General features: G+C 66.7%; 14 protein-coding genes. 7 read left to right on the forward strand and 7 right to left on the reverse strand.

Annotated elements, in window-relative coordinates; all coding sequences use genetic code 11:
• Positions 1-52 precede the first annotated feature (52 nt).
• The 4 genes from BLS50_RS33825 to BLS50_RS33840 all read right to left on the reverse strand — a co-directional run bounded on the left by BLS50_RS33825 (position 53) and on the right by BLS50_RS33840 (position 3,107).
• Positions 53-1,087: an alpha/beta hydrolase gene (locus tag BLS50_RS33825; protein ID WP_074808287.1), complete on the reverse strand. Its 1,035-nt coding sequence runs from the start codon at positions 1,085-1,087 to the stop codon at positions 53-55.
• Between the two features lie 57 nt (positions 1,088-1,144).
• Positions 1,145-1,570, reverse strand: a complete 426-nt coding sequence (locus tag BLS50_RS33830; protein ID WP_006481042.1) for an organic hydroperoxide resistance protein — start codon at positions 1,568-1,570, stop codon at positions 1,145-1,147.
• A gap of 223 nt (positions 1,571-1,793) precedes the next feature.
• Complete coding sequence (locus BLS50_RS33835) at positions 1,794-2,360, reverse strand: TetR/AcrR family transcriptional regulator (protein ID WP_012337111.1); 567 nt, start codon at positions 2,358-2,360, stop codon at positions 1,794-1,796.
• Positions 2,361-2,510: 150 nt separating this feature from the next.
• On the reverse strand, positions 2,511-3,107 hold the full coding sequence (locus BLS50_RS33840; protein WP_074808290.1) for a TetR/AcrR family transcriptional regulator: 597 nt from the start codon (positions 3,105-3,107) through the stop codon (positions 2,511-2,513).
• Positions 3,108-3,254: 147 nt separating this feature from the next.
• Between BLS50_RS33840 and BLS50_RS33845 the strand changes: the two genes are divergently transcribed.
• The 5 genes from BLS50_RS33845 to BLS50_RS33865 all read left to right on the forward strand — a co-directional run bounded on the left by BLS50_RS33845 (position 3,255) and on the right by BLS50_RS33865 (position 9,635).
• Complete coding sequence (locus BLS50_RS33845) at positions 3,255-4,274, forward strand: alpha/beta hydrolase family protein (RefSeq protein ID WP_074808293.1); 1,020 nt, start codon at positions 3,255-3,257, stop codon at positions 4,272-4,274.
• Between the two features lie 90 nt (positions 4,275-4,364).
• The gene (locus BLS50_RS33850) at positions 4,365-6,218 is read left to right on the forward strand and encodes an ABC transporter ATP-binding protein (protein WP_074808296.1); all 1,854 of its coding nucleotides are present in this window, start codon (positions 4,365-4,367) and stop codon (positions 6,216-6,218) included.
• 176 nt (positions 6,219-6,394) lie between these two features.
• Complete coding sequence (locus tag BLS50_RS33855; protein WP_074808298.1) at positions 6,395-7,567, forward strand: porin; 1,173 nt, start codon at positions 6,395-6,397, stop codon at positions 7,565-7,567.
• 103 nt (positions 7,568-7,670) lie between these two features.
• A complete protein-coding gene (locus BLS50_RS33860) occupies positions 7,671-8,315 on the forward strand; it encodes a glutathione S-transferase family protein (RefSeq protein WP_074808299.1) in 645 nt (214 codons plus the stop codon).
• Positions 8,316-8,477: 162 nt separating this feature from the next.
• A complete protein-coding gene (locus tag BLS50_RS33865) occupies positions 8,478-9,635 on the forward strand; it encodes an acyltransferase family protein (RefSeq protein WP_074808747.1) in 1,158 nt (385 codons plus the stop codon).
• A 35-nt stretch (positions 9,636-9,670) separates the two neighbouring features.
• Here the strand turns inward: BLS50_RS33865 and BLS50_RS33870 are convergent, their stop codons facing one another.
• The 3 genes from BLS50_RS33870 to BLS50_RS33880 form a co-directional block, all read right to left on the reverse strand.
• Positions 9,671-10,144, reverse strand: coding sequence for a sodium:proline symporter (locus BLS50_RS33870; RefSeq protein ID WP_074808301.1), 474 nt, complete (start codon positions 10,142-10,144; stop codon positions 9,671-9,673).
• Between the two features lie 57 nt (positions 10,145-10,201).
• The gene (locus BLS50_RS33875; RefSeq protein WP_006481034.1) at positions 10,202-10,870 is read right to left on the reverse strand and encodes a hypothetical protein; all 669 of its coding nucleotides are present in this window, start codon (positions 10,868-10,870) and stop codon (positions 10,202-10,204) included.
• Between the two features lie 233 nt (positions 10,871-11,103).
• Positions 11,104-12,081: a LysR substrate-binding domain-containing protein gene (locus BLS50_RS33880; protein WP_074808304.1), complete on the reverse strand. Its 978-nt coding sequence runs from the start codon at positions 12,079-12,081 to the stop codon at positions 11,104-11,106.
• A 57-nt stretch (positions 12,082-12,138) separates the two neighbouring features.
• Between BLS50_RS33880 and BLS50_RS33885 the strand changes: the two genes are divergently transcribed.
• Both BLS50_RS33885 and BLS50_RS33890 read left to right on the forward strand, forming a co-directional pair.
• Positions 12,139-13,038: a DMT family transporter gene (locus tag BLS50_RS33885; protein WP_074808306.1), complete on the forward strand. Its 900-nt coding sequence runs from the start codon at positions 12,139-12,141 to the stop codon at positions 13,036-13,038.
• Positions 13,039-13,663: 625 nt separating this feature from the next.
• Positions 13,664-14,818, forward strand: a complete 1,155-nt coding sequence (locus BLS50_RS33890) for a branched-chain amino acid ABC transporter substrate-binding protein (RefSeq protein ID WP_006481031.1) — start codon at positions 13,664-13,666, stop codon at positions 14,816-14,818.
• Positions 14,819-14,904: the final 86 nt, after the last annotated feature.

A 14,904-nucleotide genomic window follows, 5' to 3' on the forward strand; every position in this document is an offset into this window, starting at 1 on the left:
CGGGCACGTGCCCGCCGTCCTGTCGTTCAGGGTCGAACGACCGCCGATCGCGTTACTTCAGCCGCGTCGCGATTTCGTTGGCCATCGCCTTCGTCGCGGCCTTCGTCGGCGCATCGTCGGCCAGCGCGTTCAGCAGACCGAAATCGTGAATCGTGCCGTCGTAACGCGTGGTCGTCGCGTCCACGCCGGCCGCGTCGAGCTTGCGGCCGTACGCTTCGCCTTCGTCACGCAGCACGTCGAACTGCGCAACCTGGATCAGCGCGGGCGGCAAACCCTTCAGCTGCGCGACGCTCGCGCGCAGCGGCGACGCGTAGATCTCGTTGCGTTGCGCTTCGTTCTTCGTATAGGCATCCCAGAACCACTTCATCATCGGCCGCGTCAGGAAGTGGCCTTGCTGATACGCGTTGTACGAACCCGTGTTGAAGTTGTGGTCCGTGACCGGCCACATCAGCCCCTGGAAGCGGATCGCCGGGCCGCCCTTGTCCTTCGCCATCAGCGCGACGACAGCCGACATGTTGCCGCCGACGCTGTTGCCGACCACCGCGAGGCGGCTGCCGTCGACGCCGATCTCCGCGCCGTGCGCGGCCACCCACTTCGTCGTCGCATACGCCTGGTTGATCGCGACCGGGTAACGCGCTTCCGGCGACGGCGTGTAGTTCACGAACACCGCGACGGCGCCCGACTGCACGACGAGATCGCGCACGAGCCGCTCATGCGTCGGGAAATCGCCGAGCACCCAGCCGCCGCCGTGGATGAACACGAATACCGGCAGCGTGCCCGTCACGCCTTGCGGACGCACGATCGTGACCGGCACCGACAGGCCGTCCTGCTCGATCGTGCGGTTCGACACGTCGATGCCCGACAGATCGACCTTCACGCCGTTCTGCGCGTCGACCAGCACCTGGCGCGCCTTCGCGGGGCTCAGCGTTTCGAGGCCCGGGCCCTTCGGGCCGTTCAGTGCGGCGAGAAACGCGCTCGTCTTCGCATCGGGACCGACGGCGTCGGCGCCCGCGGCAAACACGGCAGGTGCGGTGGACAGTGCGGCTGCCACGGCGGCAGCGATCAACAGCGGCTTGACGATCTTCATGGTGCAACTCCTTGGTCAGGTCTTTGAATGGCGATGAATGGTTTGCAGTGCGATTGATCAGACGAGCGTGAGCGTGACGTCGATGTTGCCGCGCGTCGCATTCGAGTACGGGCAGACGACGTGCGCACGGTCGATCAGCGTTTGCGCGATGTCGCGATCGAGGCCCGGCAGCGAGATCTTCAGTTCGACTTCGATGCCGAAGCCGTTCGGGATCGCGCCGATGCCGACGCTGCCTTCGATCGCGGCGTCCGCGGGGATCGCGATCTTGTCGCGCGCCGCGACGAACTTCATCGCGCCGATGAAGCACGCGCTGTAGCCGGCGGCGAACAGTTGCTCGGGGTTCGCGCCCGCACCGCCCGCGCCGCCGAGTTCGCGCGGCGTGGTCAGCTTCAGGTCCAGGCCGCTTTCGGGCACCGTCGCACGGCCGTCACGGCCGCCGGTGGCTTTTGCATGGGCGCGGTACAGCACTTTTTCGATCGACATGACAGACTCCTTTTCCACAAATGAATGAAACAGCCTTTGAACCGGGGTCCGCGTGCCGGCGGCTGCTCCGCCGGTCTCGCAACAATTTATCTACCCATAGATAGACAAACACCCCCAAAAAATGCAGATGGTTGAGCCATCTGCGCCAATCATCTATCTACTACATGATAGATAACGAGATCCAATAAAAGGCGGCGAACCGCCCGACTCCTTGCGCCGTCCGTCAGGACCGCGTTTTCCAGACGGCCTCGACATCCTCGAGACGCGCCCGCGTGTGAAACAACCGGCTGGCCAGCACGCTGCCCTGAAACGCCGCGTACAACGTGCGCGCCGCGGTTTCGGGTTCGCCGCTGAACTGCAGCGTGCCTTCCTTCGCGCCTTGCTTCAGCAATTCCGCGAGCCAGCGCTCGTTGGCCGTGAAGAACGCCTGCACGGCCTGCCGCACGTTCTCCGGCAGCGTTTCGATGTCGGCCGCGAGCATCCCGCACAGGCAGATCAGATTGCCGTCGCCGAGCGTGCGGCCGAACATCTTCGTGTACAGGCTCAGCTTCACGTCGGCCGGCAACGCCGGATCGATCGTCCGCATGGCCGCGAGGACTTCGTCGCTGTACGCCGCCACCGCTTCCAGCACGAGATCGTCCTTCGACGGGAAGTAGTAGTGGATGCTCGACGTCTTCACGCCCACCAGGTCGGACAGGTCTCGATAGCTGAAGCCGTTGTAACCGCGCTGCATCATCAACGTGATCGCATGGTCGAGAATCTGTTCGCGGACGGTCGGTTTCGTTTCCATGGATCGAACTTTATCTACTCATAGATAGATAGTCAAGCACTTTTTTGCGGCCGCGGCGGAACGCGTGCCGATGCCTGCCGGCCGGGCACGGCCCCGGCGGGCGGTGTGCCGCGCTCGGGCGCGGGCCGGGGCGCCGGCCGCGCCCTTCCGTCACTGCGGCTTCAACATCCGCTGAATGATCGTCCGCAGCATCGCGCGATGCGCGCGCGGCTTGAACCCCGGCTCGAACACGACCCGCCCGACCGCCCCTTCCGCCAGCGCGAGCAGCCAGGTCGCGACGAGATCCGGCTTCAGGCTTCCGTCGATCCGCCCTTGCGCGACACCACGCTTGATCAGCGCGACCATCCGCCCTTTCACCTGCGCCTCGTTCGCCGCGAACAACGCGGCGACGTCCGGATTGCGCGTCGCCTCCGCCGCGGTCTCGACGCAGATGCGCGCATAGACGGGATCGCTCGACAGTTCCATCAACGTCAGCGCGATCTCCTCGATCGCGGCCAGCGCATCGTCGGCGTCCGCATGCTTCGCGAACAGCTCGGCCATCTCGCGCTGATCGTCCTGCGCGATCGCCTCGATGATCGCCGCCTTGGTCGGGAAATAGTGAAACAGGTTGCCCGGACTCATCCCGGCCGCCTTGCAGATCGCGGCTGTGGACGTCGCATGGAAGCCGTCGCGCGCAAAACAGTCGATCGCGGCATCGAGGATCTGGCGCCGCTTCGCTTCCACTCTTTCAGGATCGATCTTTCTCAACGGGAACTCCGTGCTCGACGATGGCTCAAATATTTATTAGACTGATTAGTCGATCTATTATCTCCGCGAGACGTCGGAAGCGTCAAGGCAGCGTGCGCATGCATGTGCCGCCCGTGGCATTCGCTCACACAAACGATCAGAGGACCAATGAAACGCATCGTCATCGCCGGTATCGCATTCGTCCTGTTCGGCTGCGTCGCGGCGGGCGCGCTTGCGCTGCGCGGCCTGTCCGATTTCGAGCTGAAGGGCGCGAACGTATCGACACTGACGTTCCACACGGGCGACGCCGACCTCGTCGGCACGCTCGCGCTGCCGGCGCACGCACCCGACGCGCCGATCGCGCTGCTCGTCCACGGCGACGGGCCGCGCACGCGCTTCTCGGACGACGCGATGCTGCCGCTCGTCAACAGCCTGCTCGACGCCGGCATCGGCGTGTTCGCTTGGGACAAGCAGGGCACCGGCCGCAGCAGCGGCGACTGGCTCGCGCAATCGATGCAGGACCGCGCGAACGAAACGATCGCCGCGATGGCGCGCGTGCGCGCCGCCGCCGGGCCCACGCACAAGATCGGCCTGCTCGGTTTCTCGCAGGGCGGCTGGGTGATTCCGCGCGTGGCGAATGCGGTGCGGCCCGCGTTCTCGGTGATCGTCGGTGGCGCCGTCAGCTGGCGGCGCCAAGGCGCCTACCTGACGCGCCGGCAACTCGAGGCAACCGGCCTGCAGCCGGATCGAATCGATGCGACACTGGCCGCCGAGCGACGCAGCAACGACGCAATCTTCGGCCGGGCGGACGTGCCGGCCGATCCGGCCCGGCGCCCGGACATCGAGCCGCGCCGCTTCGGTTTCATCGCGCTGAACTACCTGGAAGACGCATCGCAGGCGCTGGTGACGATGCAAGGGCCGGTGCTGGCCGTGTGGGGCGCGCTGGACCGCAACGTCGATCCGGCCGACGAAGCGAACGCTTACGCGCACGCATTCGGGAAGCGGGCCGACCGGCACGTCGTCGTGGTGCCGGGCGCGACGCATGCGTTGCTGCGCGGCCGCTGGTTCGACTATCAGCTCGAGTCCGACTGGCCGAAATGGAAGACGTGGCTGTACATGGCGCTCGGGCGTCACGCTTATGCGCCGGACACGCTCGGCCCGATCGAGGCGTGGATCCGGTCGCAGTAAGCGCGTGCGCCGCGGGCCGCCGTGCAGCTCACAGGCGTCACGTAATATCGGTCGCGCCCGCCCGCACGACCGCATCAAGGAGAGGTTTCAATGTATTCGTGGTTTGAACGGCGCCTGCCGACTTTCCCGCTTGAAGATCCCGTCACGCCGCCGAAGGGATTCTTCTCGTTCGTCTGGGCGTGCACGAAAGGCGCACGCGGCTGGATCCTGCTGATCGCGCTGACGTCGGCCGCGCTGGCCGCGTACGAAGCCGCGCTGTTCGCGATGATGGGGCACGTGGTCGACTGGCTGTCGTCGTCGACACCGGCCGGATTCGGCGGCCGCCACTTCGGCACGCTCGCCGGTTTCGCGGCGATCCTCGCCGGCAGCGCGCTGCTGATCGCGCTGCATACGATGGTCAAGCACCAGGTGCTCGCGATCAATTTCCCGATGCGGTTGCGCTGGCTGTTTCACCGGCTGATGCTCGACCAGAGCCTGTCGTTCTACGCGAACGAATTCGCGGGCCGCGTGACGACCAAGATCATGCAGACCGCGCTCGCGGTGCGCGACGCGCTGTTCATGTCGGTCGACGTCGTGATCGGCGTCACCGCCTACCTGATCGGCATCCTCGTGCTCGCCGCCAGCTTCGACTCGCGGCTGATGATTCCGCTCGCGCTGTGGGCGCTCGGCTACGGCGCGGCATGCGCGTATTTCGTGCCGCGCCTGGGCGCGGTCGGCAGCCGGCAGGCCGACGCACGCGCACTGATGACGGGCCGCATCACCGACGCGTATTCGAACATCACGACCGTGAAGCTGTTCTCGCATACGCGACGCGAAGCCGACCACGCGCGGCGCGCGATGGAAGCGTTCAAGGCGACCGGCGACGCGCAGATGCGGCTCGTCAGCGCGTTCGAGATCGTCAACCACCTGCTGTCGACGCTGCTGCTGATCGGCTCGGCCGGGCTCGCGCTGTATCTGTGGATGCACGGCGAGGCGAGCGCGGGCGTCGTCGCGGCCGTGATCGCGATGGCGCTGCGCCTGTCGAGCTACTCGCACTGGATCATGTGGGAAATGACCGAGCTGTTCGAGAACGTCGGCACGATCCAGGACGGCATCAACACGCTGACGAAGGTGCGCAGCGTGGTCGACGCGCCCGATGCGAAGCCGCTCACGGTGCGGCGCGGCGAAATCGTGTTCGACAACGTGCAGTTCGCGCACGAGGACAACGATCGCGCGGTATTCGACGGGCTGAACCTGACGATCCGCCCGGGCGAGCGAATCGGCCTGATCGGCCGCTCGGGCGCCGGCAAGTCGACGCTCGTGAACCTGCTGCTGCGCTTCTACGACGTGGGTGGCGGCTCGATCCGGATCGACGGGCAGGACATCGCGCACGTGACGCAGGACAGCCTGCGCGCCGCGATCGGGATGGTCACGCAGGATACGTCGCTGCTGCATCGGACGATGCGCGAGAACCTGCTGTACGGCCGCCCCGACGCGACCGAGCGCGAGATGCAGGATGCGGCCGTGCGCGCGGAGGCGTCCGAGTTCATCGGCCGGCTGCGCGACCGCCACGGCCGCAGCGGCTACGACGTCGAAGTCGGCGAGCGCGGCGTGAAACTGTCGGGCGGCCAGCGGCAGCGCGTCGCGATCGCGCGCGTGATGCTCAAGGATGCGCCGATCCTCGTGCTCGACGAGGCGACCAGCGCGCTCGACTCCGAGGTCGAGGTCGCGATCCAGCGCGGCCTCGACACCCTGATGAGCGGCAAGACGGTGATCGCGATCGCGCACCGGCTGTCGACGATCGCCGCGATGGACCGGCTGATCGTGCTCGACGAAGGGCGCATCGTCGAGGAAGGCACGCACCAGCAGTTGCTGCAGGCGGGCGGCATTTACGCGGCGCTGTGGGCGCACCAGAGCGGCGGGTTCCTCGGCGAGACGGCGGACGCGGAAAGCGTGGCGCAGTAGGCACTGCCCTGTCGCGATGCACGGGATGTCCGCGCGCCCCGTGTCGATCCGTTGCGCGCGCATCCATCTCCGCCCCGCCTCATAACGATCCGACAATTTATTGGTTCCCTTGACGATGCGCGGTCCGTATCGTTCACCGATTCATCAGACCAATCGACCAACGGGGGAATCCAACGATGAAACAGATCCGTTCATTCGCGCTGCTCGCCCTGCCGGCCGCGCTCGTCGCCGCCGGCGCGCACGCACAAAGCAGCGTCACGCTGTACGGCATCGCCGACGCGGGCATCGCATACGTCCACAACGCGCAGAACGCGAACGGCAGCAACGCGTCGAGCCTCGTGAAGTTCAGCAGCGGCAACCTGTCGGGCAGCCGCTGGGGGCTGCGCGGCATCGAGGATCTCGGCAGTGGCCTGTCCGCGCTGTTCCAGCTCGAGAACGGCTTCAACATCGGCACCGGCGCGCTCGGCCAGGGCGGGCGCGAATTCGGCCGCAAGGCCGTCGTCGGCCTCGCGAGCACCACCTACGGCACCGTGACGCTCGGCCGCCAGTACGACCCGATCGTCGATCTCGTGCAGGGCCTCACGCAGGACAACTACTTCGGCGGCGTGTTCGCGACGCCGGGCGATCTCGACAACTACGACAACAGCCTGCGCGTCAGCAACTCGGTGAAATACACGAGCCCGCTGATCTCCGGCTTCCAGTTCGAGGCGCTGTACGGCTTCGGCGGCGTCGCGGGCGCGACCGGCAGCGGCCGCACGTACAGCTTCGGCGCGAGCTATGCGAACGGCCCGCTGTCGCTCGGTGCCGGCTACTTCTACGCGAACGGCGGCACGACGGTCGCGAACGGCGTGCGCACGTGGTCGAGCAGCTCGGACACGCTGTTCAACACCGTGATCAACCAGGGCTTCTCGAGCGCGAAGTCGATCCAGATCGTGCGCGTGGCTGGCCAGTACGTGGCCGGGCCGGCGACCTTCGGCCTCGCGTATTCGAACACGCAGTACGGCGCGGACACGCTGTCGGCATTCAGCCAGAACGCGAAGTTCAACAACGGCTCGGCATTCTTCAACTGGCAGTTCTCGCCGGCGCTGCGCGCGGGCGTCGGCTACAACTACACGTCGCTGACGGGCCCGGCTTCCGCGCACTACAACCAGGTCAACCTCGGCGCGGATTACGCGCTGTCGAAACGCACCGACCTGTATGCGCTGTTCGGCTATCAGAAGGCGAGCGGCAACACGCTCAACGCGAGCGGAGCGACCGTGAAAGCGGCCGCGTCGGTCGGCTCGTACGGCGTGAATTCCGGCACCGATACGCAGGAACTCGCGATCGTCGGCATTCGCCACAAGTTCTGATCGTCACGTTGCACGACGATCGCCGGCAGGCGCGCACCGCGGTGCGCGCCTGCCGCGTTTACACTGTCCCTCTTCACGTTCGTCACGACACAGGGAGCCCGGCATGCTGACGGTATGGGGACGACGCAACGCATTCAATGTCCAGAAAGTGATGTGGCTCGTCGACGAGCTCGCGCTCGCGCATCGCCACGTGCCGGCCGGCGGCCGGTTCGGCGTGCTCGATACACCCGAATTCCTCGCGATGAACCCGCACGGGCGCATCCCGGTGATCGACGACGACGGTATCGTCGTGTGGGAATCGCACAGCATCCTGCGCTACCTCGCCGCGCGCCACGGACGCCCGGGCTTCTGGCGCGACGATCCCGCCGAGCAGTCGCGGGCGGACCGCTGGATGGACTGGGCGCAAACCACGCTGCAGCCGGCATTCCTCAACGGCGTGTTCCGCGACTACTACCGCACGCCGCCCGAGCAGCGCGACACCGTGCGCGTCGAGCAGAGCATCGCGCAATCCGCGCAGTATTTCCGGGTGCTCGATACCGTGCTGGCCGGGCAGCCGTTTCTCGCGGGCGACGCGATCACGCTCGCCGACATCGCGGCCGGCACGCACCTTTACCGGTATTTCGAACTCGATATCGCGCGGCCCGACGTGCCGCATGTCACGGCGTGGTACGAACGCCTGAAGGCACGACCCGCGTATCGCACGAACGTGATGATTCCGTTCGACGATCTGCGCGGCAAGCTCGGCTGAGCGACTGATCGACTGTTGCGCCGGCAGCGGAGCGGCTTGTTGGATGGTTGTAAGAACAACCGCGTATGTTGCCGACTTGCACACCCGCCGGATAGGCATACGTCGCCGCGACGACGATCGTAGCCAAGCGGGTCATGACTGACCAACCACGCAGGCAAGATGATGAGCGCCCAGGACGTTCCGGTCGAGTTCGCTTCTCGGAAGGACAACGCGGTTGCCGTGCATCGAAACGCCGGGCTGGACGCGTTGCGGGCCTGCCTGACGTTGCTGGTGGTCTTTCACCACTGTGCGATCACGTATGGCGCAGTCGGCGGGTGGTACTACCACGAGGTGGCCGCAGGCCCTTCGGTGGCGTCCGCGCTGTTGACGCTCTTCTGCGCGATCAACCAGGCGTTCTTCATGGGCCTGTTCTTTTTCCTCGCGGGCTATTACACGCCGCCATCCATCGAGCGCAAGGGTGCCGTCCGCTTCCTCGCCGACCGGTTTCTCCGGCTTGGCCTGCCGTTGCTCATCTACGGCTTCCTGATCGGCCCCGCGACGATTGCTCTGGCTCAGTCGGGCGCGGGTCATCCGTTTCCAGATACGCTGCGACATCTGTGGCGAAAAGCTACGTTCGAAAACGGACCGATGTGGTTCGCCGAGGCATTGCTGATTTTCAGCGCGGCGGCGGCGCTGCTGCATATCGTCTTCCCGCGCACCGTGGCGCGCGATACGAACCGCGTCGCGCGCGTCCCTTCCGACACGACGCTGGCCGCCGCCGCACTGCTCACTGGTATCGCGGCACTGGCATTGCGGTCGCGATGGCCGGTAGGTATCAACGTATGGGGGCTGCAGCTCGGCTACTTCGCGAGCTACGTCGTGTTGTATGCAGCGGGTTGCCGGACGGCGCGCGCGCACTGGATCGAGCATCTGCCGGCGCCGCAGGTCCGACTTTGGTCACGCATCGCGCTCATGGCGTTGCCGGTCCTGCCGATCGCCTACCTGATCGCGAAGCACGTGCCCGCGTGGCGCGGCCGTCCGCAGGACGTCATCTACGCATTCTGGGAGCCGCTGGTCGCGTGGGGCGCAATCCTGTTTCTCGTCGATCGTTTTCAACAGCGCTTCGACACATTGACGGGCGCGTGGCGGCCGCTGTCGCGACGCGCGTACGCGATCTACGTCATCCATCCGCCCGTGCTGGTCGCGGTCGCCCTCGCGTGGCGAAACGTACCGGCGTCCCCGTTCCTGAAATTCGCCGTGACCGGTAGCATCGCCTGCGTCGCGTGCTATCTGATTGCCGGCCTCCTGCTTCGCGTGCCGCGGTTCGCGTCGATTCTGTAGACGCATCGGCTCGCGCCGCTCGTTCGTACAGGGTATCAGCGGCTGGCGTCGCGCCGGGCGACGTGGGCGACGTAATAGACAGCCGCTGCCGTAATCCCGAATACCAGATGCGCGATCAGCGTGATCGCGCCGCGCACCGCGACGAACCACGGAAAGATCGTCGTGAATCCGTACAGGTTCACGCCGTACAGGAGAAGCCCGAACGCGCCGCCCGCAACCAGCCCGGCCACGCACGACAGACCGCGGACCAGCCGTGCCAGCACGGCCGCATAGACCAGCGAAAGCGCCGCATGGACGAGCGTCGCCACGCCCATGACCAGCGGATCGAAGCCGCCGGCACCGAGCACGCTTCGCCCCATCACGATCGCGGCCGTGAGGCGCGCGTCGCGCAACAGATTCCGGACGGCGTCATCGCCGACGATTGCCCACAGCAGCAGCTCGATGACGGTCGATCCGACCGCCGCGCCGAACGCTGCCCAGAGAATCGGGACCCCACTCACTCGTTTCAATGATCGCCCTCATGGCGGGCCGGTCGATGCATCGAGCGAACCGCCGTGCAAACCGGTTTACGACGCCCCTTCGCAGTCCGACCAGTATGCAAACGGGTCGCGATGCTTCGGATAATGCTCGTCGAGCCATTTCAGCAGCGTCGCCCGCGCATTGTCCATGTCGGCCTTCAACGACGACGTCGTCAGTTCGTGCACTTCGACGGACTTTTCCCGATCGACCACGAAGCAGTTCCAGTCGGGACCGTCGAGATCCGGATCGTCGGACGCCTTCGACGACTTGCTCCAGCCGAAACGCTTGCGCGCATCGATGTAGTAGCGCGGATGCACCTTCAGATACGACATCTCGCCGCCCTGCAGGCTGCTCTCGGCGCGCAGCACGTCGCGTTCGTCGACGATCTGCGTGACTTCCGGCAACCGGCGCGAGCGCCATCCGGCAGGCAGCGTCGCCACTGCACGGATGCTGTCGTAGGTACCCCACTCGAGGCCCCATGCTTCGGCCATGCGTTTCATGAACGCGTCGGCGCTCGGATACCCGCGCAGCTGGATGCGGGTCGACAACGTGACTTCCACGCCGCCGCGACCGCCGGATGCGCTCGACACCTCGTCGTCCGTTGCGAACGGATTGCCCGGACGCGGCGATTCGCGCTTCGCGTCCGCAGGCGCCAGGCCGGAAAAAAGTTGATCCAGCGCCGCACGCGCCTTCGACGATTTGTCTGGTCTATTCATCGGTTCCCTTTTGTACAAATTTGAACCCGTACTGCAATGGTTGGTGATTGCCCTGCCATCGGGCAAAGGCTCGATTCCGCTTCACTGCGGCGATCTCGCCGTTTTCCGCGGCTGCATTGTAACGACTTGGCGGCCGCGACCGAACGAACCGGCGCAAGCGGCCGGCCGCAGTCGCGACGCGCGTGCCGGTGCTGGTGCCAAAGCGGTCGCTTGCGCAAACCGCCGGGTATGCGCTACCCCAGCGCCTTCACCATCCGCTCCATCAACGCGAGGACTTCCGGCCGATTCTCGCCCTTCGCATGCACGAAGTGATAGCTGAGCAGCGAATCGACCTCGTGACGGCTCACGCGCACGAGTGCGCTGCGCCGCAGATACGCATCCGCAAGCGGCGTGCGCGCAAGCGCCACGCCCAGCCCCGCTTCGGCCGCCGCCAGCACGAGGTTGTAATCCTCGAACCGGCGATCCTGAGCCCGCGGCTTGAACGGAATGCCGAGCGCGTCGAACCACGTGCGCCAGCCGGTCACGTCGGAATCGTGCAGCAACGGCATGTCGAGCAGCGCGGCGTCGCCCGTTGCGCGACGCATCCTGGCCAGTTGCGCGGCCAGCCGCGGATGCGCGACCGGATACAGCCGTTCCGGCATGAACGGGCGGGTTTCCAGCCGACGCCAGTTGCCGCGCCCGTACCGGATCGACAGATCGGCTTCGCCGCCGGCGATATCCACGTTGCGCAGCTCGATGCCGAGCTCGATGCGCAACGCGGGCGCTTCGCTCTCGAGCGCGGGCTGCCGCTCCAGCAGCCACAGCTGCGCGAACGCGGGCACCACGCTCATCCGCACCAGCCGCGGCGTACGCGGCGAGCGCCACTGATCGGCCGCGCCGTCGATGATCGCGAACGCCTGCTCGATCCGACCGACGAAGCGCTGCCCGTCCGGCGTCAGGCGCACGCCGCGCGCATGCCGTTCGAACAGCGCCATCCCGAGCCAGTTTTCCACGGCGGCCACGCGTCGGCTGATCGCGCCGTGCGTGACGCCGGAGACGTCGGCGGCCGCGAGAAACGAACCCTCGCGCGCCACCGTGCAGACCGTCTCCAGGCTCGCGAGCGGCGGCCGCGGGGCCGGCATCGGCGCGGCGACCGACAGCCCGCCGGCGACCTGCCGCGCCCGCGCCGGACCGTCGGCACGCCGCGCGTCCGAGCTGTGAGCCATATTCATATCCGGATGTTGATCTGTGCGCTAGCTTAGCATCTCGCCACGCCGCACCATTACCGCATGAATACTCTTTCGTCATCGACGTCGCGCGGCGCGCGACAGCCGCTCGTCGCGGCAGCCGCGGTGGCTTTCACGATCGTCTCGTGGGCGTCCGCCTTCCCGTTCATCCGGATCGGCCTGCACGGCCTCGCGCCGCTGCAGCTCGCGGCGGCGCGCTTCGCGACCGCGGCGGTGCTCGTGATCGCGTGGCTCGCATGGCGGCGGCCGCCGCTGCCGACGAAAGCCGATGCGTGGCGCTTTCTCGCGTGCGGCCTGCTCGGCATCGCACTCTACAACGCGCTGCTCAATACCGGCGAACAGACCGTGTCGGCCGGCGCGGCGAGCTTCATCGTGAACACGCTGCCGATCTTCACCGCGTTGCTGGCCGCCGTGTTTCTGCGCGAGCGCTTCAATCGCTGGGGCTGGCTCGGGTCGCTGGTCAGCCTGGCCGGCATCGCGGTGATCGCGCAAGGGCAGCCCGGCGGCCTCGTCCTCGGCTCCGGAAGCACGCTGATCCTCGGCGCGGCGCTGTGTTCCGCCAGCTATTTCGTGTTGCAGCGGCGGCTGATTCCCGTGTACGGCGCGCTGCCGTGCACCGCGTACACGCTGCTGGCCGGCGCGGTATTGCTCGTGCCCTGGCTGCCCGGCGCGCTCGTGTCGCTCGGCGGCGGGTCGCGCGACACGGCGCTGGCCGTCGTGGTGCTCGGCGTCTTTCCCGCCGCGCTCGGGTACGCGACCTGGACCTTCGCGCTCGGCTACTTCGGCGCGGCGCGCGCGGCCAGCTTTCTCTACCTGACGCCGGCGGTCGCGACGCTGCTGTCGGTGGCGCTGACAGGCGAGCGACCCGGCATCGCGACGGCATGCGGCGGCCTGCTGGCGATTGCAGGGGTGATCGTCGTCGCGTTGCGCGGACGGTCGTAGGGTCGAGCTTGTAGTGGATTGCATGGCGACGCGACGCTCCGAAGGCCCATGCGGGCCGGCCCAACACGCCCCCGTCTCTGCCGAACCCGATAAATGGTTCGTCCGGTGCAATCGGCACCCACTCACGTGGCGTTATCGAACTTGACCGTTAGTTGCATATAAACAGCAATCGCGCTCGATGATGCATGACCTCGAAACCGGATACGCGATTCTCGAGTAACCAAACTGTGCAGACAAATCGACCGAACAGTTCCCGATTGACCGCGCGTCAGTGTCCATGGCTTCGCCGCGGCGACCGGCCGAATAATGGATGCGGCCGTAAGGCCGACGACAGCGAATCGCAACCTGCGGCTCGCCGCAGTGCACGATTTCCGGCATCCGGAGCCTTCGACGGCCGGGCGTCGACCCGTGCCGCGCCGGCCCGCTACGGGATTCGCCGCAGCGCGCAAAAGCGGCTTCATATATATTCATACGATTGCGTGACGTCCAGCGGCAACGCAGGTCCCTCGGCCCGGCGCCATGCAAGTGAAGCCCGTGATGGGTATGGAGACTCGTCCGACCGCCCCGGCCCCGCAGCCGGCCAGTCGAGACGTCAATAGAAAGACATTCAATTCGGAGATGGCAGATGGAACGAAGCACTGTCGGCATGCGCTGCAAACCCCTGATCACCGTTGCACTGGCAGCCGCCGCGTTCGCGGCCGCGTCGAGCGCGATGGCCGACCAGGTCGTGAAGATCGGCAGCGTCGAACCGACGACGGGCGGTATCTCGCACCTCGGCAAGGACAATGAGAACGGCGCGCGCCTCGCGGTCGAGGAAATCAATGCGAAGGGCCTGACGATCGGCGGCAAGAAGATCACGCTGCAATTCGACGCGCAGGATGACGCGGCCGACCCGCGCCAGGCCACCCAGGTTGCGCAGAAGCTCGTCGACGACAAGGTCGTCGCCGTCATCGGCCACCTGAACTCGGGCACGTCGATTCCGGCGTCGAAGATCTACAGCGACGCGGGCATCGTGCAGATCTCGCCGTCGGCCACGAACCCGACCTACACGCAGCAAGGCTTCAAGACCACGTACCGCGTGGTCGCCACCGACGCGCAGCAGGGCCCCGCGCTCGCGAGCTACGCGCAGTCGAAGGGCGTGAAGAGCGTCGCGGTGGTCGACGATTCGACCGCGTACGGCCAGGGCCTCGCGAACGAGTTCGAGAAGAAGGCGAAGGCGCTCGGCCTGAAGGTGCTGTCGCACGACGCGACCAACGACAAGGCGGTCGACTTCCGCGCGATCCTGACGAAGATCAAGGGCGAGAACCCCGACGCGATCATGTACGGCGGCATGGACGCCACCGGCGGCCCGCTCGCGAAGCAGGCGAAGCAGCTCGGCCTGCGCGCGAAGATCCTGTCCGGCGACGGCGTGTGCACCGATTCGCTGGCCGAACTGGCCGGCCCGGCGGCCGACAACGTGCTGTGCTCGCAGGCAGGCGCGGCGCTCGAGAAGATGCCGGGCGGCGCGGGCTTCCTCGCGAAGTACCAGAAACGCTTCAACCAGGGCATCAAGTTCGATGCGCCGTTCGCGTATGACGCGGTCTACATCGTGGTCGACGCGATGAAGCGCGCGAACTCGACCGACCCGGCGAAGATCCTCGCGGCGATGCCGGCGACGAAGTACGACGGCGTGATCGGCACGACGACGTTCGACGCGAAGGGCGACCTGACGCACGGGATCATCTCGATCTACGGCTACAAGGGCGGCAAGAAGACCTTCCTCGACCAGGTGAAGATGTAATCCGACGCGGCGCCGGCACGACGGGAACGCCACCCGTCGACGCCGGCGCCGTGCGGACAGAATACCGATTCACGGAGACGAAGCAT

It is taken from the genome of Burkholderia orbicola (assembly GCF_900100915.1).
In the GTDB taxonomy this organism is placed as follows: domain Bacteria; phylum Pseudomonadota; class Gammaproteobacteria; order Burkholderiales; family Burkholderiaceae; genus Burkholderia; species Burkholderia orbicola.